The organism is Streptosporangium longisporum, from assembly GCF_039534895.1.
GTDB lineage: Bacteria > Actinomycetota > Actinomycetes > Streptosporangiales > Streptosporangiaceae > Streptosporangium > Streptosporangium longisporum.
In genome coordinates, this window is the sequence record NZ_BAAAWD010000022.1 from 128,065 (window position 1) to 148,696 (window position 20,632).

General features: G+C 72.0%; 15 protein-coding genes. 7 read left to right on the top strand and 8 right to left on the bottom strand.

What is annotated here, in order from left to right:
* Position 1 precedes the first annotated feature (1 nt).
* A complete protein-coding gene (locus ABD832_RS35985; protein WP_344905048.1) occupies positions 2-607 on the bottom strand; it encodes a hypothetical protein in 606 nt (201 codons plus the stop codon).
* Positions 608-887: 280 nt separating this feature from the next.
* Positions 888-2,381 (bottom strand): tRNA (N6-isopentenyl adenosine(37)-C2)-methylthiotransferase MiaB, encoded by a 1,494-nt coding sequence (gene miaB, locus ABD832_RS35990; protein ID WP_344905051.1) that lies wholly within the window; start codon positions 2,379-2,381, stop codon positions 888-890.
* A gap of 332 nt (positions 2,382-2,713) precedes the next feature.
* On the opposite strand from miaB, the gene ABD832_RS35995 reads away from it, so the two are divergent.
* Genes ABD832_RS35995 through ABD832_RS36010 form a run of 4 tightly spaced genes read left to right on the top strand, consistent with a single transcriptional unit; the run spans position 2,714 to position 5,985 of the window.
* Complete coding sequence (locus ABD832_RS35995) at positions 2,714-3,469, top strand: amino acid ABC transporter ATP-binding protein (protein ID WP_344905054.1); 756 nt, start codon at positions 2,714-2,716, stop codon at positions 3,467-3,469.
* 39 nt (positions 3,470-3,508) lie between these two features.
* A complete protein-coding gene (locus ABD832_RS36000; protein ID WP_344905057.1) occupies positions 3,509-4,327 on the top strand; it encodes a glutamate ABC transporter substrate-binding protein in 819 nt (272 codons plus the stop codon).
* Positions 4,328-4,384: 57 nt separating this feature from the next.
* Positions 4,385-5,053 (top strand): amino acid ABC transporter permease, encoded by a 669-nt coding sequence (locus tag ABD832_RS36005; RefSeq protein WP_413224474.1) that lies wholly within the window; start codon positions 4,385-4,387, stop codon positions 5,051-5,053.
* Complete coding sequence (locus tag ABD832_RS36010) at positions 5,050-5,985, top strand: amino acid ABC transporter permease (protein WP_344905063.1); 936 nt, start codon at positions 5,050-5,052, stop codon at positions 5,983-5,985. Before ABD832_RS36005 ends, ABD832_RS36010 begins: the two co-directional genes overlap by 4 nt.
* A 258-nt stretch (positions 5,986-6,243) precedes the next feature.
* On the opposite strand, the gene ABD832_RS36015 is transcribed toward ABD832_RS36010, so the two are convergent.
* A complete protein-coding gene (locus ABD832_RS36015) occupies positions 6,244-6,429 on the bottom strand; it encodes a hypothetical protein (protein WP_344905066.1) in 186 nt (61 codons plus the stop codon).
* Between the two features lie 153 nt (positions 6,430-6,582).
* Here ABD832_RS36015 and ABD832_RS36020 point away from each other — a divergent pair, with 153 nt between their 5' ends.
* Entirely contained in the window at positions 6,583-8,580 is a 1,998-nt protein-coding gene (locus ABD832_RS36020; protein ID WP_344905069.1) for a S9 family peptidase, read from the top strand.
* Positions 8,581-8,813: 233 nt separating this feature from the next.
* On the opposite strand, the gene rny is transcribed toward ABD832_RS36020, so the two are convergent.
* The 3 genes from rny to recA form a co-directional block, all read right to left on the bottom strand.
* The gene (rny, locus tag ABD832_RS36025) at positions 8,814-10,430 is read right to left on the bottom strand and encodes a ribonuclease Y (protein WP_413224471.1); all 1,617 of its coding nucleotides are present in this window, start codon (positions 10,428-10,430) and stop codon (positions 8,814-8,816) included.
* 286 nt (positions 10,431-10,716) lie between these two features.
* Positions 10,717-11,214 carry a regulatory protein RecX gene (locus ABD832_RS36030; protein ID WP_344905075.1) on the bottom strand — a complete coding sequence of 166 codons (498 nt, stop codon included), beginning with the start codon at positions 11,212-11,214 and terminating at the stop codon, positions 10,717-10,719.
* 749 nt (positions 11,215-11,963) lie between these two features.
* Entirely contained in the window at positions 11,964-13,118 is a 1,155-nt protein-coding gene (gene recA, locus ABD832_RS36035) for a recombinase RecA (RefSeq protein ID WP_344905078.1), read from the bottom strand.
* A 538-nt stretch (positions 13,119-13,656) separates the two neighbouring features.
* Between recA and ABD832_RS36040 the strand changes: the two genes are divergently transcribed.
* Positions 13,657-13,941: a hypothetical protein gene (locus tag ABD832_RS36040; RefSeq protein ID WP_344905081.1), complete on the top strand. Its 285-nt coding sequence runs from the start codon at positions 13,657-13,659 to the stop codon at positions 13,939-13,941.
* Between the two features lie 28 nt (positions 13,942-13,969).
* On the opposite strand, the gene ABD832_RS36045 is transcribed toward ABD832_RS36040, so the two are convergent.
* A complete protein-coding gene (locus ABD832_RS36045) occupies positions 13,970-14,164 on the bottom strand; it encodes a DUF3046 domain-containing protein (protein WP_344905084.1) in 195 nt (64 codons plus the stop codon).
* Positions 14,165-14,257: 93 nt separating this feature from the next.
* Entirely contained in the window at positions 14,258-14,746 is a 489-nt protein-coding gene (locus ABD832_RS36050) for a VOC family protein (RefSeq protein WP_344905087.1), read from the bottom strand.
* A 583-nt stretch (positions 14,747-15,329) separates the two neighbouring features.
* Here ABD832_RS36050 and ABD832_RS36055 point away from each other — a divergent pair.
* Positions 15,330-20,606: an Lhr family helicase gene (locus ABD832_RS36055; RefSeq protein WP_413224470.1), complete on the top strand. Its 5,277-nt coding sequence runs from the start codon at positions 15,330-15,332 to the stop codon at positions 20,604-20,606.
* Positions 20,607-20,632 lie beyond the last annotated feature (26 nt).

Here is a 20,632-nt window from a genome sequence, read left to right on the forward strand (position 1 = left end):
GTCAGCGACCGGCGGGTCCCTGGGGGTGCACGTAGCCGGTGTCGCCGTCCGACCAGGGGTTCTCCTGGGCGGGGGGTGACGCCGGGGCGTTCTGCCGCTGCTTGGCCGGAGCGTCCTTGGCCGGCCTCTCCCGCGACGGGGTGCCCGCGGCGGAGTCGGGATCGGTGCCGGAGTCCGGCTCGCCCGCGTCCGATCCGCCGGAGCCGGTGGACGTGTCGTCGCCCCCGGAAGCGGTGCCGGCGTCATCGGCGCCGGTGGCGTCTCCGGCGTCGTCGGTACCGCCGGGCTCCTGCTGCGCGGGCCGGGACGGTTCCCGGGCCTGCCCGGGCTCGTCCGCGGGGCTTCGGGATGCCTGCTGGGCGCTGTCGGGCGAGCGTCCCGGCGCGCCGCCGTCGCCGGTGCCGTTCAGCAGGGCGAAGGCGGCGCCCCCGCCCAGCAGGGCGACGGCGAGGACGGAGAAGACGGCGATGGCCGCGCCGTTCCTCCGGGGGGACTTCCGGGATCTCCGGGGCTTCTTCGGCTCGTCCGCGGGGCCGGTGAGGATCTCCGGCTCTCCGGGAGTGCCCGGGGAGTCCCCGTGCGGGCCGGACGATGGAGGGACGTGCATGGGAAAACTCCCTGCGGTTCTCGGGGGGAAACCTCCACGGCTTCCGAGGGTGCCGAACCACAGTAGCCACAGCAGAGAAATGCTCGCACATCAATCACTGATGAATCACGAAATATCATCTGTTACGACATGGGCGGCAGCGCCGTGGACGTCCTGCCCTGCGGGAGCCGTGAGACAGCCGGGATCGCCGTTCCCTTCTGCGATCCCGGCCGCTTCGATCACGGGCGTGCCGGATGCTCCCGGGCCGGTACGCGACCCGGGAGACCCGTGCGAAAAAATCTCAGGAGACCGAGCAGCCCGACGTCTGCGGGAGCGGAGCGGGACGGCCGATCGAGGGCATGCCGAGCATGACCCCGGGGCCGGGACCGGCCGGGGCGTCCTGCCGGGCCTGCCAGGCGTCGCCCGCCCGGGTGCGGCGCAGCCCCAGGACGGGGCCGTCGGCGACCAGGTGGTGCGGGGCCGCGTACGTCACCCGGGCGCTCACCACGTCGCCGGGGCGCGGGATCTCGGCGCCCGGGGCGAAGTGCACGAGCCGGTTGTCCGGGGCCCGCCCGGACATGCGGTGGGTCGCCTCGTCCTTGCGTCCCTCGCCCTCGGCCACCAGCACCTCGAGCGTCCGGCCGACCTGCCTCTTGTTCTCCGCCCAGGAGATCTCGGTCTGCAGGGCCACGAGCCGCTCGTAGCGTTCCTGCACGACCTCCTTGGGGACCTGGTGGTCCATGGTGGCCGCCGGGGTGCCGGGACGGATCGAGTACTGGAAGGTGAAGGCGTTGGCGAAGCGGGAGGCGCGCACCACGTCCAGGGTGCCCTGGAAGTCCTCCTCGGTCTCGCCGGGGAAGCCGACGATGATGTCGGTGGAGATCGCCGCGTCCGGCATGGCCGCGCGGACCCGCTCGATGATGCCGAGGAAGCGATCGGCGCGGTAGGAGCGGCGCATCGCCTTCAGGACGCGGTCCGACCCCGACTGCAGCGGCATGTGGAGCTGGTGCATCACGTTGGGGGTCTCGGCCATGGCCGCGATCACGTCGTCGGTGAAGGCCGCCGGGTGCGGGCTGGTGAAGCGGACCCGCTCCAGGCCCTCGATGCCGCCGCAGGCCCGCAGCAGCTTGCCGAAGGCCAGCCGGTCGCCGAACTCCACACCGTAGGTGTTGACGTTCTGGCCCAGCAGGGTGATCTCCAGCACGCCCTGGTCGACCAGGGTGCGCACCTCGGCCAGGACGTCGCCGGGACGGCGGTCCTTCTCCTTGCCGCGCAGGGCGGGCACGATGCAGAACGTGCAGGTGTTGTTGCACCCGACCGAGACCGACACCCAGGCGGCGTAGGCCGACTCGCGCTTGGTGGGCAGCGTGCTCGGGAAGGTCTCCAGGGATTCCTTGATCTCGACCTGGGCCTCCTGCTGCACGCGCGCCCGCTCCAGCAGCACCGGCAGGGAGCCGATGTTGTGGGTGCCGAACACCACGTCCACCCAGGGCGCCCTGCGGACGATCTCCCCCTGGTCCTTCTGCGCCAGGCAGCCGCCCACGGCGATCTGCATGCCGGGGTTGCCCACCTTCGAGGGGCGCAGGTGCCCGAGGTTGCCGTAGAGCTTGTTGTCGGCGTTCTCCCGTACGGCACAGGTGTTGAACACGACCACGTCGGCCGTCTCGCCCTGCGCGGCCGGGACGTATCCGGCGTTCTCCAGCAGGCCCGAGAGGCGCTCGGAGTCGTGCACGTTCATCTGGCACCCGTAGGTACGGACCTCGTACGTGCGGGCGCTCTCCACAGTGGCAGTCATCTCACGACAAGGGTAGGCGCTCACCGGACCTTCGGGTACGCACCTTCGCCCGCGTGACCGTGCGCGGGCGACCGGTCGCGGTCCGTGAACGATGTGACGCGTCACACATTACGCTCCGGTACGGGACGACGCCGCCGGTGGGAGCGGTGCCGTACCGGGCGGTCCGCCGCGTCGCGGTCCGCAGGGCCGCCGGGACGGCCGATTCCCTACACCGTCGCTCTGGACCTCACCACGCTGGGCGGCGTACCCTGACCGAGGCGTGAGAAGGCCGTGATCTGATCGGTACCGCAGGGTTAGCCCGAGGTGCCCTTCACAGAATTACGTTGTCCCCCATGACGGAGAACGGGGACAAGACCCCCCTGGTCGTGCTCGAAGGCGTCAACAAGCACTTCGGCAGCCTGCACGTCCTTCGGGACATCAATCTGACGATCTCCCGCGGCGAGGTCCTCGTCGTCATCGGTCCCTCGGGCGGCGGCAAGTCGACGCTCTGCAGGACGATCAACAGACTGGAGAACATCGACGAGGGCACCATCACCTTCGACGGGCAGCCGCTCGCGGTGGAGGGGAAGACCCTGGCCAGGCTCAGGTCCGAGGTCGGCATGGTGTTCCAGTCCTTCAACCTGTTCGCCCACAAGACGATCCTCGAGAACGTCACGCTCGGGCCGATCAAGGTCCGCGGCATCCCCGCCGCCCAGGCCCAGCGACGTGGCATGGAGCTGCTGGAGCGGGTCGGCATCGGCGCCCAGGCGTCGAAGTACCCGGCGCAGCTGTCCGGAGGCCAGCAGCAGCGCGTGGCCATCGCCCGCGCCCTGGCCATGGACCCCAAGATGATCCTGTTCGACGAGCCGACCTCGGCGCTGGACCCGGAGATGGTCCAGGAAGTGCTCGATGTCATGATCGGTCTTGCCCAGGAGGGCATGACGATGATGGTCGTCACCCACGAGATGGGCTTCGCCCGCCGCGCGGCGAACCGCGTGGTGTTCATGGCCGAGGGTCAGATCGTGGAGGAGAACACCCCCGAGGAGTTCTTCACCACCCCCCGGACCGACCGGGCGAAGGACTTCCTCTCCAAGATCCTCACCCACTGACGGCTCTGCTCAACCCTGATGAAAGACGAGGTAGCAAGAATGCGTGTACGGCGTATTGGAGCCGTGGTGATCGCAGCCGCTGCGGCGATGGCCGGTCTGACCGCGTGCGGTGACAGCGGCGGTGCCAGCGACAAGTTCGTGGTGGGAATCAAGGTCGACCAGCCCGGCCTCGGCCAGAAGCAGCCCGACGGCTCCTTCAAGGGCTTCGACGTCGACGTCGCCCGGTACATCGCCAAGGAACTCGGCTATGCGGCGGACAAGATCGAGTTCAAGGAGGCCATCTCGGCCAACCGTGAGTCCTTCATCCAGCAGGGCCAGGTCAACGCCGTGATCGCGACCTACTCGATCACCGACGACCGCAAGAAGAAGGTCTCCTTCGCCGGTCCGTACCTCGTCACCGGACAGGACATCCTGACCCGCGCCGACGACACCACGATCAACAGTGTCGAGGACCTCAAGGCCAAGAAGGTCTGCGGCGCCCAGGGCTCCTCCTCGCCCAAGCGCCTGGCCGACAAGTTCGGCGCCGAGTGGAAGGCCCAGTACCTCACCGAGCAGCAGGGCTACGGCGCCTGCCTGCCGCTGCTGGAGAACAAGCAGGTCGACGCGATCTCCACGGACGCGACGATCCTGGCCGGCTTCGCCGCCCAGGCCCCCGGCAAGTTCCGCCTCGTCGGCAAGCCCTTCTCCGAGGAGAAGTACGGCATCGGCCTGAAGGTGGACGACAAGGAGACCCGCGACAAGGTCAACACGGCCGTGGAGAAGATGTTCTCCGACGGCAGCTGGAAGAAGGCCGTCGAGGCCAACTTCGGCGAGTTCGGAAAGTTCTTCACCACCCCCCCGGCCGTCGAGCGTTACTGATCGGCCACGTTTCGGCCGGGGCGCGCGCCGCCCCGGCCTGTGGCACTGGAGGGATGAGTGCAGGCACTCTTCGATGAATTCCCGATGATCCGGGACGCTTTCTGGTTGACGATCCGCCTCGCCGTCGCCAGCGGGCTGGTGGCGCTCGTGCTCGGCACCGTCCTGGCGGGGATGCGGGTCAGCCCGCTGCCCATCCTGCGCGGGATCGGCACGGCGTACGTGAACATCCTGCGCAACACCCCGCTGACCCTGGTCATCGTGTTCTGCGGGCTCGGGCTCGGCCTGGTCCTGAACGTCTCGTTCTCCGAGAGCCTGTCCACCAACTACATGTGGCTCTCCATCATCGGGCTGTCCGCCTACACGGCGGCGTTCGTCTGCGAGGCGATCCGGTCCGGCATCAACACGGTGCCGGTCGGCCAGGCGGAGGCGGCGCGGGCCATCGGGCTCACATTCAGCCAGAACCTGAGATTGATCGTGCTGCCCCAGGCGTTCCGCGCCGTGATCGCCCCCCTGGGCAGCATCCTGATAGCACTGATCAAGAACACCACGATCGCCGCGGCGATCGGGGTGGGCGAGGCGTCCCTGACGATGAAGACGTTGTTCGAGGCGCACGGTGACGCGGTCGTGCAGATCTTCGCCGGATTCGCGCTGGGCTTCCTGATCCTGACCCTGCCGACCGGACTGCTGTTCGGCTGGCTCGCCAAGCGCCTGGCGGTGGTCCGATGACCACGACCGCCACCGAGCGGCGCCAGGCGCGCAAGCTGGCCGCGAGCTCCGAGCGGGTCAGCGTCCTGTACGACATCCCCGGACCCAAGGCCCGGACGCGCAACACCGCGCTCACGGTGCTGGTCATCGTGCTCGTGCTGCTCGCGCTGTACTGGATGGTGACCAAGCTCGGCGAGAAGAACCAGCTCAACGCCGACCTGTGGACGCCGTTCCTCCGCGGTGACGTGTGGATCAACCTGATCCTGCCGGGTCTGGTGAACACGCTCAGCGCGGCCCTGGTGGCCGCCGTGATCGCGGTGCCGTTCGGCTTCGTCTTCGGTATCGGCAGGCTCTCCGAGCACGCGTGGATCCGCATCGCGGCCGGCGCGGTGGTCGAGTTCTTCCGGGCCATCCCCCTGCTGATCATGATCTTCGCGGTGATGTTCGGCGGGAGCGCGGTCTTCGGGCTCACCGTGACGCCGTTCGCCGCCGTGGTGGTCGGCCTCGTCCTGTACAACGGCTCGGTGCTGGCGGAGATCGTACGGGCCGGCATCCTGTCCATCCCCCGGGGACAGAGCGAGGCCGCGCTGGCGATCGGCCTGCGCCGCAGCCAGGTGATGCGGATGATCCTGCTGCCGCAGGCGGTCACGGCCATGATGCCGGCGATCGTCGCCCAGCTGGTGGTGCTCCTGAAGGACACCGCCCTCGGCTTCATCGTGGCGTTCGAGGACCTGCTGAACGCGGGGGCGCGCGTGCTGCCCTCCAACTTCAACAACATCATCCCCGCGGTGATCGTCATCGCGATCATCTACATCATCATCAACGTGGCGGTGGGCGCCATCGCCACCTGGCTGGAGAAGCGGAGCCGGCGCAGCCGGAAGTCGATCGTCCAGCCGATCGCGCCTCCCGACGCGTCCACCGTGGCCGAGCCGGTGAGGACCCCCGTTCCCTAGCGGGGCAGGACTGTCCGGCGGGGCGGGAAGCACACGCGAGGGGGCGGTCACCGGATCCGGGTGGCCGCCCCCTCGCGCGTGTGACGGCCGCGCGTGTGGCGGTCGTGCGTGTGGCGGTCGTGCGTGTGACGGTCGCGTGTGTGAAGGTCGCGCGTGTGGCGGTCGCTGACGGTCGTGCATGAGGCCGCTCACACATGTGACACGTCGCGTGGCGGTCGCGTGTGATGCCTCACGATGCGACGGTCACGAGCGCGACGGTCACACATGGACGGTCGCCGCGCGTTCCGGAACGGGACGCGCGGCGACCTTGTGGACCTGGTGGACCTGGTAGACCTTGTGGACCCAGTGGACCTGGTGGACCTTGTGGACGCGGTGGGCCCGGTGGACCTGGTGGACCTTGTGGACGCGGTGGGCCCGGTGGTCCCGGGGCCCCTTGGAACGCACACTTCTTGCCGGTGTCCGGATGTTCCGGGCCGATCACCTTAACCCCTTCATCCCCTCCCATCTCTCTCGTCGCGCCGGGCATCGGCGACACCCGAGGTGGGACGCGGACGTGATATCGGCGACACGCGGCCGGTTATCGGGCAGGATGTCGCCATGTCCCCCGAGCAGGTCGTCCTGCCGTACGCCACCTGGCCCTCACCGGTCTCCACCTCCGACGTCGCCCGCTCCGGTCTGCGCCTCGGATTCCCGACGGTGCTCGGCGAGGAGGTCTGGTGGACCGAAGACCGTCCCGCCGAGGGCGGGCGGACCACCATCGTGCACCGGGACGCCGGCGGTGTGCGGCGCGAGCTGCTGAGCGCCCCGTGGAGCGCCAGGACCCGGGTCCACGAGTACGGCGGACGGTCGTACGCGGTGGTGCCCGGCCAGGGCGTGGTGTTCGCGAACTTCACCGACCAGCGGCTCTACCTGCTGCCCACCGGCGGCGAGCCCCGGCCGCTCACCCCCGAGCCCGAGCGGCCCTCGGCGCTGCGCTACGCCGACCTGGTCGTCCACGACGGGCAGGTCTGGTGCGTCCGGGAGCGGCACGACGGCGACCGGGTGAGCCGGTCCATCGTGTCCGTCCCACTGACCGGCCCGCTGACCGGCTCAACCACCGGCGCGACCACCGACCCGGCCGGCGGCTCGACCGGCGGCTCGACCGGCGGCTCGACCGGCGACCCGGCCACCGGCTCACCGGCCGGATCGGGGGCCGGTGGGGACGAGCCCCGCGAGTGGATCACCGGGAACGACTTCTACGCCTTCCCTGCGCTCTCCCCCGACGGCGAGCACCTGGCCTTCGTCTGCTGGGACCATCCCCGGATGCCGTGGAACGGCACCGAGCTGCGGGTCTGCCGGCTGGCCGACGGCACCTGCTGGACGGTGGCGGGTGGCCCCGAGGAGTCGGTGCTCGCCCCGCACTGGCGTGACGAGCGCAACCTCTACCTGGTCTCCGACTCCTCGGGCTGGTGGAACCTCTACCTGACCGAGATCCACGGTGGAAGGCCCCGGCCGCTCCACCGCGCCGACCAGGAGTTCGCGGGCCCGCTCTGGCAGCTCGGCGCCATGCCGTACGCGCCGCTGGCCGACGGGAGCCTCGCGATCCTGCACGGGCGCGGCGACCTGCGGCTGGGTGTCCTGGACCCGGTCGGCGGGACGCTGACGGACCTGGGCGTGCCCTACGACGGCTGGGACGCGGTGCTGGCCACCGACGGGCGGGCCGTGGTCGGCATCGGGTACGGCCCTGCGCTGCCCCGGTCGATCGTCCGGGTCGACATCTCGACCGGACAGACCCAGGAGCTTCGCCGCGACGCCGGCGAGATACCCGCTCCGGCCTACCTGCCCTCCGTCCGGGCCGTGGAGATCCCGGGCCGGTTCGGGCGGGAGGCGCACGCGTTCCTCTATCCCCCGGCCAACCCCGAGGCGCGCGGCGAGGGCCCCGCCCCGTACGTCGTGTTCGTGCACGGCGGGCCGACCGGGCACAGCATGGGCGCGCTCGACCTGGAGAAGGTGTTCTTCACCAGCCGGGGCATCGGCGTGCTCGACCTCAACTACGGCGGTTCCACCGGTTACGGCCGCGCCTACCGCGAGCGGCTGCGCGGGCAGTGGGGCGTGGTGGACGTCGAGGACTCGATCGCCGCGGCCGAGTGGCTGGCCGGTGAGGGGCTGGCCGACCCGGCGCGGATCGCGATCCGGGGCGGCAGCGCGGGCGGCTGGACGGTTATGGCGGCCTGCTGCGGGTCCGACGCGTTCGCCGGCGGCGTCTCCTACTACGGGGTCAGCTCGCTCGCCGCGTTCAGCGCGACCACCCACGACTTCGAGTCGCGTTACGTCGACTGGCTCATCGGGCCTCAGGACCCGGTCCTGTACGCCTCACGCGAGCCCCTCGCCCTGGTGGCGGGGGTGAGCTGCCCCATGCTGCTGATGCAGGGCCTGTCGGACCCGGTGGTCCCCCCGGAGCAGTCACAGGCCTTCGCCGACGCGCTGGCCGAGCGCGGCGTCCCGTGCACGTACCTGACGTTCGAGGGCGAGGCGCACGGTTTCCGCCGTGCCGAGACCCGCAGCGCGGCCCTGGCCACCGAGCTCGCCTTCTACCAGCAGATCTTCCACCTCTGAGGGGCGGCCGGGCACGGGCCCGCGGATCCCGGCACGACACCCGCTCATCGCGCCTCCGCTTCCCGTACCCCCGCACGGCGCCCCGCTCCTCGCGCCTCCGCACAACGTCCCGCTCCCGCGACCTTCCGCTCCCCGTCCCCCCGATCCGCACCCGGGAGAGGGCTGTTCCCGGCCCGCGCCCGGTGGGCGACCGGGGCACGGATCGGCGGTGTCGCGAGGGCGGTCCGGCGGGGTCAGCGGGCGAACTCGGTGGCCCGTGACTCGCGGACGACCGTGATGCGGATCTGGCCGGGGTAGGTGAGCTCCTCCTCGACCTGCTTGGCGACGTCGCGGGCGATCACCTGGGCCTGGATGTCGTCGACCGCGTCGGGCTTCACCATGACCCTGATCTCGCGACCGGCCTGCATCGCGAAGACCTTCTCGACGCCCTCGTAGGAGGTCGCGATCTCCTCCAGCCTCTCCAGCCGCTTGACGTAGGCCTCCAGCGACTCCCGGCGGGCACCCGGCCTGCTCCCGCTGATCGCATCGGCGGCCTGGGTGAGGACGGCCTCGACGGTCTTGACCTCGACCTCGTTGTGGTGGGCCTCGATGGCGTGCACGACGTCCTCGTGTTCCCCGTACCGCCTGGCGATCTCGGCGCCGATCAGGGCGTGGCTGCCCTCGACCTCGTGGGTGAGGGCCTTGCCGATGTCGTGCAGGAGGGTGCAACGCTTGAGCAGCGTGGTGTCGAGCCGCAGCTCGGCCGCCATGATCCCGGCGATGTGCGCGGACTCGATGAGGTGGCCGAGGACGTTCTGCCCGTAGGAGGTGCGGTAGCGGAGCTGGCCGAGGAGGGTCACCAGCTCGGGATGCATGTCGGTGATGCCGAGCTCCACCAGGGCGTCCTCACCGGCGCGCACGCAGAGCTCCTGGACCTCGGCCTTGCTGCGCTCGTGCGCCTCCTCGATGCGCTGGGGGTGGATGCGGCCGTCGAGGACGAGCTTCTCCAGGGTGAGCCGCGCGGTCTCGCGGCGGACCGGGTCGAAGCAGGAGAGCAGCACGGCTTCCGGCGTGTCGTCGATGATCAGATTGACGCCCGTGGTCGACTCGAAGGCGCGGATGTTGCGGCCCTCACGGCCGATGATGCGGCCCTTCATCTCGTCACCCGGCAGGTGCAGGACGCTCACCACGGACTCGGCGGTCTGCTCGGTGGCCACCCGCTGGACCGCCAGAGTGACGATCTTGGTGGCCCGCTTCTCGCCCTCCCTGCGGGCCTCCCCCTCGATCTCCCTGACGATCAGCGCGGCCTCGCGCTTCGCCTGGTTCTCGATCTCCCGGACCAGCTCGGCCCTGGCCTGCTCGCCGGTGAGCCCCGCCACCCGCTCCAGGACGGCCCTGCGCTCCTCGGCGACCCTTTCCAGGTCCTCACGCCGGTCGGCCAGCTCGGTCTCGGTCTCGGCGAGCTTACGGGCCCGCTCGGCCTGCCGCCTGGCCTCCTCGTCGAGACGCTGCTCCCGCTCGGCCAGCCGGTTCTCCCGGCGTTCGAGGTCGGCCCGGAGCTCCTTGAGCTCGTACTTCAGGACCTTGCCCTCGGCCTCGGCCTCCTTGCGCATCTCGGCCGCGGCCTCGACCGCCATCTCCGACCTGCGCAGCAGCTCTCCGGCGTCGTCCTCGGCCTTGGCCCGGATCCCGGCGGCCTGACGCCTGGCCTCCTCCAGCTCGGCCTCGACCTCGGCCTCCTGCTCGGGGGTGGGACGCTTCGGCGCGGCCCCGGCTCCACCGATGCGACGCAGCAACACGACAAGCACGGCTGTCATCACGGCAAGAGCCACAACCGCCACCGTCAACATGACGACCACGACCGGATCCATGCGCGCCTCACCTTCCTCGCGTCGCAAATATCAGGCACACGAGGGGTCACACGCACGGCACGGAAAGCTCAAGCCTCGGCACCATCGAAACGACGATGAACCCGCGGGAAAACGGCACCCGGTTTTTCCCACCGGTTCCGTCGTCGCGTTCCCATCCGCCAAGCCTGCTCGTCCGTAATAAACCGCTATGACAATCCGTACTGCACGGAGTAACTCCTCACTGCGTTGAGATTAAGCGTCAGAGAGGTAACGAGCAAGCAAAGACCGGCTGTCAAGGCGCTTTGAACTAATCGAGGGGATAGTCCGGCTCCTCCGGGAACGAGGACGCCTCCGTCTCCGCCTCCTCCAGCACTTCGCGGATCACGCGGAACACCAGCCCGGGGCCGTACCCTTTTCGGGCGAGCATCCCCGCCAGCCTGCGGGTCCTCACCGCGGGCTCCAGGGAACGCATGGAGGAGAGCTTGCGCCGCACCAGGGCGCGGGCGGTCTCGGCCTCCTGCTCGGGGTCGAGCTGCTCCACCGCGTCCTTCACGGTCTCCTCGTCCACGCCCCGGTGACGGAGCTCGGAGGCGAGCGCCCTGCGGGCCAGGCCGCGACCGGCATGGCGCGAACTCACCCAGGCGGCGGCGAACGCCTCGTCGTCGATGAGCCCGACCTCGGAGAATCGGTCCAGCACGGCGTCCGCCGCCTCCTGGGGCACCTCGCGCTTGCGCAGCGCCTCCGCGAGCTGGGCCCGGGTACGCGGTGCCATGGTCAGCAGCCGCAGGCAGATCCCCCGGGCCACCGCCTGCGGATCGGCGTCGGTCCTGCGGCTCGCCGGCGTCCTGTCGCCGAATCCCGTGGAGCCCGAACCCCAGGCACCCGAACTCCGGGCACCCGAACCCCTGGGGCCCGAATCCGCGGTGCCCGAACGCGGGTCGCCCGGACCTGCCGTGCCCCATCCGGTGGCATCGGATCCGCCGGTCGCGTCATCGTCCGCCCCACCGGCCCCACGAGCCGAGGTGTCCGGGAAAAGCCCCGAGGATCGACCTCCCGAGGAGCGTCGCCCGCCCCACCCTCCGCCGCCCCAACGGCCTTTTTCCCCACCGGTACGCTCACCGTCGCGTTCACCACGGCGCGAGGCACCGCGTGAACCGCGACGTTTCCCGCCCGACGGGCCGTTCTCGGAATCGCCGAAACCGCCGTCTTCGCCGAACGCGTCCGGAGAAGGAGGAGAATCGGCCTCCCAGCCACTCGGAGAGGCGTCCGAGCCGTCCTGCCGATCGGTCTCCGAGCCGGGCGAACCGGCCCATCGCCCGCGCCCGGAGGCGGACGAGCCGCCGCCACGGCGCCGTGCCGGGCGTCCCGGGCGTCCTGAGGAGGACGGGTCGCCGTCCCAGGGACTCTCGGACGCGGGCGGGTCGCCGTCCCGCCCGCGTCCTCTCCCGGGCGACGAGGCGTCCCGGGTCACGTCCGGCCAGGCGCCCCAGTCTCTCGGCCCGGCCGCGTCGGCCGGACCGGAGTCAGGTCCCGTCGTCATCGGTCAGGCCCGGGTCAGGCGTCACCCGGCTTGGGGGTGGCGGCTGCCTTGGCCCCCCTGCCGGCTCCGGCTCCGGCCGCGACCGGGGCCGGGGCGGCACTCCGGCCGGAGGGAGCCGAAGACGGGGCGGCGGCAGCGGCCGGAGCCGGAGCCGGGGTCGCCGGGCTGTCGACGCGCGGGCCGACACCGAGCTTCTCCTTGATCTTCTTCTCGATCTCGTTGGACATGTCGGGGTGGGTCTTGAGGAAGTTCCGCGCGTTCTCCTTGCCCTGACCGAGCTGGTCACCCTCGTAGGTGTACCAAGCGCCGGACTTCCGGACGAAACCGTGCTCGACACCCATGTCGATCAGGCCACCCTCGCGGGAGATGCCGACGCCGTACAGGATGTCGAAGTCGGCCACCCGGAAGGGCGGGGCCACCTTGTTCTTGACGACCTTCACCCGGGTGCGGTTGCCGACCGCCTCGGTGCCGTCCTTGAGCGTCTCGATGCGGCGGATGTCGAGACGGACCGAGGCGTAGAACTTCAGCGCCTTTCCACCGGTCGTGGTCTCGGGCGAGCCGAACATGACGCCGATCTTCTCGCGGAGCTGGTTGATGAAGATCGCGGTGGTGCCGGTGTTGTTGAGCGCACCGGCGACCTTGCGCAGCGCCTGGGACATCAGGCGGGCCTGGAGGCCGACGTGGCTGTCGCCCATCTCGCCCTCGATCTCGGCCTTGGGCACCAGGGCCGCGACCGAGTCGATGACCAGCAGGTCGACGGCGCCGGACCGGATCAGCATGTCGGCGATCTCCAGCGCCTGCTCACCCGTGTCGGGCTGGGAGACGAGGAGAGCGTCGGTGTCGACGCCCAGCTTCTGGGCGTACTCCGGGTCGAGCGCGTGCTCGGCGTCGATGAACGCGGCGATGCCGCCGGCGCGCTGGGCGTTGGCCACCGCGTGCAGGGCGACGGTGGTCTTTCCCGAGGACTCGGGACCGTAGACCTCGACGATGCGGCCGCGTGGGAAGCCGCCGATGCCGAGGGCCACGTCCAGCGCGATGGAGCCGGTGGGGATCACCTCGATGGGCGCCCGGGTCTCGTCGCCCAGGCGCATGATGGAGCCCTTGCCGAACTGCCGCTCGATCTGAGCGAGCGCGGTCTCGAGCGCCTTCTCGCGGTCGTTAGCTGCCATGGGAGCCCCCCTGGAGGGTCGCGGGTTGGATCGGTTGCCAGCAAGCTACGGGGTGCCGCCGACAATTTCGGGAGGGCACGCCAGGAGTCTCGGCCTGTTCAATATAGCCGAACGATTGTTCGATCGCTGCCCGTCGGCACCACGCGTCGCGGAAGCCCCGGTACGCCCCGCGACGACCACCGCGAGAAGCCCTGGACGACGGTTCGCGGCGAGCGCGGGACCCGCCGGGCCGCTGTCCGCCGGGCCGGCGTCCACCGGGCCGGTGTGCGCGAGGCGGGTCCGGATCACGGCCCCCGCCCCCGGCCGTCCCCGCCGACGACGACCCGCGCGGCGGGAGCGGCATGGCCCCTCCCCGTACGTCCCCGGTCGTCTTCGGGCCCGGTGCCCGGGGCGCCGGACCTCGCCGTCAGGGCCTCGCCGTCCCGGCGGCGAGCGCCGCGTCCCCTCCTGGCGGAGACATTCACGGGAATTGTCATGCCCTTGTTGTCACCGGGCTGACCTGGAGTGATCCTGAGAGAAACGATCCGAGGTGCCCGACGTGCCCGACGCGTTCACGCAGCAACGCCTAGTCCATCTCGACTCCCTGGCCGCCGAGCTCAGGCGGCGAGGGCTGGCGAGCCGCACCCTCGGGGGCGCCACCCCGGTGCTGTGGGTGTGGCATCCGGACAACGGCAGGCAGACGATCGTCTTCGCCACCCCCGCCAGGGACGGCTGGCTGTTCGTGTGGTCGCCGGACGGTCAGCAGAGCGTCGACGACCCCTCGCGCACGGCCGAGGCGGTGGGGAGGCTTCTGGGCCCGTCCGCGGGGCCGGATGCGTCCTGAACGGGACCGGCACCCCGCCGGGTCCCTCTCAGCGCAGGCGCGGGGAGACGTCGGTGACCCCGCACACGGCGTGCCAGACCTCCTTGGCCCCGACACCCTCGGCCAGCGCCTGGATCACGGTCCGGCCCCCCAGGTCGGCGATGATGTAGTCCTGGGCCCACGACTCGGCGTACTGGTCCCCGAAGTGCAGCTTCATCCGCTTCCAGAAATCCGACAGGCGCATGCCCCCAAGTATGCGTCCGGGCCGGGGATGCCGGGTCCCGTACCGGCGCGCCGGCGAAGGGCACGGGCGCGGTCCGGCCCGGCGCCGGAGGGCTCAGAGCACGCGGGAGCCGTACATCTCCCCCAGCGGGTCGGCTAGCAGCTCCAGCCGTGCCCCGTCGGGGTCGGCGAAGTAGACGGAGGCGCCGCTCTCGACCTGGTGCGGTATGCCCGCCGCCTCCAGCTTGCCGCACAGGCGCTCCCAGGTGGAGGGGTCCACCGAGATGGCGATGTGGTGGAGCCCGCCGAGAACCTCCCGGTAGGGCCCGAGGTCCAGGCCGGGGAAGTCGAAGAAGGCCAGGAGGTTGCCGTTGCCGATGTCGAAGAAGAAGTGGTTCGAGCCCGGGTAGTCACGGTTCTCGATGATCTCCGTGAGCGGGAACTCCAGGAGGTCCTGGTAGAACGTGATGGTCGCCTCGACGTCGGAGGAGACCAGCGCGAAGTGATGCAGCCCCCTCGCGCTGCTCGGCGGCCGGTGCGCCCTGAGATGCTGCGCCTTGATCTGCTCGCGTGCCGCCCGGACGGCCTGATGGTCGATGCTCACCGCTGGCTCACCACTCAATGCGTTGTACGTCCGTCAGGGTCATGTCCGTGACGACAGGGGGCCAACCTATCCCGGACGTCACGCGACCGGGACGACGCCTCGGCCGGCGGACGGGATCGGGACGGCGAACCGGCACGGGCACGGGCACCGCGGAGTCCGTACGGGATGCCGGGAGGGCCCGCGCTCCCCCTTCGAGGTTCGGCCGGGCTTCACGGGGTCCGGGGGAACCACAGGACTCCTCAGGGACCACGCCGGAGACCCGCCGAGATCCGTCGCGAGCCCGCCGAGGATCCACCGGAGGCCTGCCGGGGCTTCTTCGGGATCGGTCGGGATCGGTCGGAGCCGCCCGGGATTCGCGGGACCTCGGCGGGCCTTCGGGGATCCGGGCCTCCGGAGATCCGCCGAGGTCCGGTGTGGTCTCGCGGTGGGTCCGTCGGATCATGGCGTCCCCGCCCGCAGGTCGCGGACCGGCCCGCCGGTCACCTTCCCGGCCTGGTCGGCGGGGGGGATTCTGTCGGTGGGGCCGGGCAGTATGGATGACGGACCCGGCAGGTCGGCCGAGCCGGGAGGTAGGGGGCAGTCGATGAGCGAGACCAGCGGGACGGACGGGGCGCTCGGGCACTTCACCCCGATGACCAGGGAGTGGTTCACCGGGGCGTTCGCCGCGCCGACCGCCGCCCAGGAGGGGGCCTGGTCGGCGATCGCCCGGGGCGACAACACCCTGGTGGTCGCGCCCACCGGTTCCGGCAAGACGCTGGCCGCGTTCCTGTGGTCGCTCGACCGGCTGGCGGCCGAACACTCGGCCACCGACGCCGCGCAGGCCGATGCCGGGCAGGCCGCCGCGCGGACGGGTGAAGAGCGACCCCTCACCGGCAGGACCGGCACCGGGCGGACGGGTGACGGGGCCGCCGGTGATCCCACCGGCGGCGAGCGGGCGAACGGCGTACGGGCCGGTGGCGGGCGGCGCCCGCGCGGGGACGGCGAGCCTCCCAGGCTCTGCCGGGTCCTGTACGTGTCCCCGCTCAAGGCCCTGGCGGTCGACGTCGAGCGCAACCTCAGGGCGCCGCTGGCCGGGATGGAGCAGACCGCGCGGAGGCTCGGTCTCCCGGTGCCGCGGATCTCGGTGTCGATCCGCTCCGGAGACACCCCGGCCGAGGAGCGGCGCCGGTTCGCGACCAAACCGTCCGACATCCTGATCACCACCCCCGAGTCGCTGTTCCTGCTGCTCACCAGCCAGGCTCGCGAGGCACTGCGCGGCGTGGAGACGGTCATCGTCGACGAGGTGCACGCGGTGGCGGCGACCAAGCGCGGCGCGCACCTGGCCCTCAGCCTGGAGCGGCTCGACGCCCTGCTCGACCGGCCCGCGCAGCGTATCGGCCTGTCCGCGACCGTGCGGCCGGTGAGCGAGGTGGCCGCCTTCCTGGGTGGTTCGCGCCCGGCGACCGTGGTCCAGCCGCCCTCCGAGAAGCGGATCGAGGTCGAGGTGGTCGTCCCGATCGAGGACATGACCGAGCTCGACACCGCCCCCGCCCCGCCGCCCCAGGACGATGACCGCTGGATGACCGAGACCCCCGCCAGGCGGTCGATCTGGCCGCACGTGGAGGAGCGGCTCCTCGACCTGATCGAGGACCACCGCTCCACGATCGTGTTCGCCAACTCGCGCAGACTGGCCGAGCGGCTCTGCACCCGCCTCAACGAGCTGGCGTGGGAGCGACGGTCCGGGGGCACGGAACAGGACGCCGAGGACGCCGAGGACGCCGGGCGGGACCACCCCGACCGGACCGCACCCGGAGGGACCGGCCCTGGACGGGCCGGTCACGACCGGTCCGATCCCGAAGAGGCGGGCCGTGGAAAGGCGGGTCGCGGAAGGGCGGACGGGACGGCGAGGCCCGCGCGTCCGGCCGCGGGGTCCCCGCCGGCCTCCACCTCCACTCCGGCGGCCATGATGGCGCAGGCCGGGGCGGCCAAGGGGGTCGTTCCGGAGATCGTCCGGGCCCACCACGGGTCGGTGTCGAAGGAGGAGCGCTCGCAGATCGAGGAGGCGCTCAAGTCCGGCCGGCTGCCCGCCGTGGTCGCGACCTCCAGCCTGGAGCTGGGCATCGACATGGGCGCGGTGGACCTGGTGGCCTGCGTGGGGGCCCCGCCGAGCGTGGCGAGCGGCCTGCAGCGGATCGGCCGGGCCGGGCACCAGGTGGGAGCCGTCTCACGCGGTGTGATCTTTCCCAAGTACCGGGGCGACCTGGTCCAGACGGCCGTGGTGGCCGAGCGGATGCGGAGCGGCGAGATCGAGGACCTCCGCTATCCGCGCAACCCGCTCGACGTCCTCGCCCAGCAGATCGTGGCGATGACCGCGCTGGACGAGTGGACGGTCGACGAGCTCGAGGAGGTCGTGCGCCGGGCCGCCCCCTACCGGACGCTGCCCAGGAGCGCGCTGGAGGCCACGCTCGACATGCTCGCCGGGCGCTACCCGAGCGAGGAGTTCGCCGAGCTGCGCCCGCGCATCGTCTGGGACAGGGTGACCGGCACCCTGCGGGGCCGTCCGGGGGCTCAGCGGCTGGCGGTCACCAACGGCGGCACGATCCCCGACCGCGGCCTGTTCGGTGTCTTCCTGGTCGGGGAGAAGGCCTCCCGGGTGGGCGAACTGGACGAGGAGATGGTCTACGAGTCGCGCGCCGGGGACGTGTTCGTGCTGGGCGCGACCTCCTGGCGGATCGAGGAGATCACCGCCGACCGGGTGCTGGTCACGCCCGCTCCGGGACAGCCCGGCAAGCTCCCGTTCTGGCACGGTGACACCGCGGGCCGCCCGGCCGAGCTGGGCAGGGCCATCGGCGCGTTCCTCCGCGAGATGTCCACGGCGGGCGCGGACACGGCGGGCACCGCGGGCACGCGCACGGCAGGCACGGGCACCACGGACACGGGCACCGCGGGCACCGGCACCACGGGCACGCGCACGGCAGGCACCGGCAACACGGACACCGCGGGCACGGGCACCGGGAACGGCGCCGGAGCCGAGACCGGCACCGCGACCGGCAACGCGGCCACCACCGCGGCCGCCACCGCGACGGGCGGCACCACCGCTGCCACGACCGCGACCACCGCGACCACCGCCAAGGTCGGCTCCGGGAAGGCGCGGGCGGGGAAGCGCGGCGCCGAGGACCTCACCCGGGACGACGCCCTGGGGAGGATCAGGGCGGCCGGGCTGGACGAGTTCGCCGCGGCCAACCTGCTCGCCTACCTGGCCGAGCAGCGGCAGGCGACGGGGTACGTGCCCGACGACCGGACGCTGGTGGTCGAGCGGTTCCACGACGAGCTGGGCGACTGGCGGGTGGTGGTCCACTCCCCGTACGGGGCGCGGGTGCACGCGCCGTGGGCGCTGGCGATCGGGCGGAGGCTGCGCGAGCGCTACGGCGTCGACGTGCAGGCGGTGCACTCCGACGACGGGATCGTGCTGCGCATCCCCGACACGCTCTCCGATCCCCCCTCGGACATCGCGATCTTCGACGCGGACGAGATCGAGCGGATCGTCACCGAGGAGCTGGGCGGTTCGGCGCTGTTCGCGGCGCGGTTCCGCGAGTGCGCCGGGCGCTCCCTGCTGCTGCCGCGTCGTACGCCGGGCAGGCGGTCGCCGCTCTGGCAGCAGCGGCAGCGCGCGTCCCACCTGCTCGGGGTGGCCGGCCGGTACGGGTCGTTCCCGGTGGTGCTGGAGACGATGCGCGAATGCCTCCAGGACGTCTTCGATGTGCCGGGGCTGGTCCGGCTGATGCGCGACGTCGAGGCGCGGCGGATCCGGCTGGTGGAGGTCGAGACCGAGAAGGCCTCCCCGTTCGCCGCGTCGCTGCTGTTCAACTACATCGGCGCGTTCATGTACGAGGGGGACGCCCCGCTGGCCGAGCGTCGCGCCCAGGCGCTCGCGCTCGACACGAGCCTGCTGGCCGAGCTGCTGGGCCAGGCGGACCTGCGTGAGCTGCTCGACCCCGACGTGATCGCCGACACCGAACGGGAGCTGGCCCGGCTGGATCGCCCGCTGCGCGACGCCGAGGACCTGGCCGACCTGCTCCGCTCCCACGGGCCCCTGCTGGCCGAGGACGTGAGCGTGCGCGAGGGCGACCCCGCGTGGCTGGCCGAGCTGGAGGCCTCCCGCCGGGCGATCAGGGTGCGGGTGGCCGGGCAGGAGCGGTGGGCCGCTATCGAGGACGCCGCCCGGCTGCGCGACGCGCTCGGCGTGCCGCTGCCGGTGGGGGTGCCGCACGCCTTCCTGGAGCCGGTCGACGACCCGCTGGGCGACCTGCTCGCCCGGCACGCCCGCACCCGCGCCTCCTTCCCGGCGAGTACGGCGGCGACCCGGTTCGGCCTCGGCCCGGCGGTCGTCGTCGACGCGCTGCGCAGGCTGGCCGCCTCCGGGCGGGTGGTCAGCGGGGAGTTCCGGCCGGGCGGCCGGGGCGAGGAGTGGTGCGACGCCGGGGTGCTGCGGACGCTGCGCCGCAGGTCGCTGGCCAGGCTTCGCAAGGAGGTGGAGCCGGTCCCGGCGGAGACGCTGGCCGCCTTCTCCCCCGCCTGGCACGGCATCACCGGCTCCCCGCAGCGCGGCAAGCCGCCGATCGACGCGCTGGTGGGCGCGATCGAGCAGTTGCAGGGCGCGGCGGTGCCCGCGTCGGCGCTGGAGACACTGATCCTGCCCGCGCGGGTGCCCGGCTACGATCCGTCTCTGCTGGACGAGCTGACCGCCTCCGGCGAGGTGATCTGGGCCGGGCAAGGGTCCCTGCCGGGCGGTGACGGGTGGGTGTCGCTCTACTTCGCCGACACCGCGCCGCTGCTGATGCCCGCCCCGGCCGACATCACGCTGACCCCGGTGCACGAGGCCGTGCTGGAGGTGCTGGGTGGTGGGGGTGCGCTGTTCTTCCGCGAGCTGACCAACCGGGTCGGCACGCTGCTCGACGGTTCCGTGCCGGACGACCGGACGCTCTCGGCCGCCGTGTGGGACCTGGTGTGGTCGGGCCGCATCACCGGGGACACCCTGGCCCCGCTGCGGTCCACGCTCGGCACGGGGCGTCCGGCACATCGCCCGGCCCCGACCCGGCGCAGGCGCGCGGTGCTGCCGACCAGGAGCGGCCCGCCCACGGTGAGCGGTCGCTGGTGGGCACTGCCCGCTCTGTCGCCGGAGGGCACCCAGCGCGCTCACGCCCAGGCGGAGGTGCTGCTGGAACGGCACGGCGTGGTGACCAGGGGCGCGGTGACGGCCGAGCGGCTGCCGGGCGGCTTCGCCGCCGTCTACCAGGTTCTCCGCGCCTTCGAGGAGAGCGGCAGGTGCCGCAGGGGGTACTTCGTGGAGGGTCTGGGCGGCGCCCAGTTCGCCCTTCCCGGTGCCGTGGACCGGATGCGCGCCGCCTCTCCCTCCGAGCAGCGGGGCCCGGCGCCCGAGCCCGAGCCGTGGGGTGCGGCCCCGGCACCCGCCCCGTGGGAGACGCGGAGAACGGAGCGGTCCTCAGGGGACGTCCGGCGGGCGGTGGTGCTGGCGGCGGCCGATCCCGCCAACCCCTACGGGGCGGCCCTGCCGTGGCCGGCCCGTCCCGAGCAGGCGTCCCACAAGCCGGGCAGGAAGGCCGGGTCCCTGGTCGTGCTCGTCGACGGGCACCTGATCCTCTACGTCGAGCGCGGTGGCAAGACCCTGCTCTCCTTCTCCGCCGACGACCGCCTGCAACCGGCCGTCGACGCCCTCGCGCTCGCGGTGCGCGACGGCGCCCTCGGGAAGCTGACCGTCGAGCGCGCGGACGGCACCGCCATCAACGACTCCCCGCTGGGCGCGGCCCTGGAGTCGGCGGGGTTCCATCCGACCCCCAGGGGGTTGCGCCTTCGGGCATAGGGGGCAGGTGGTCACGGGACCACCTG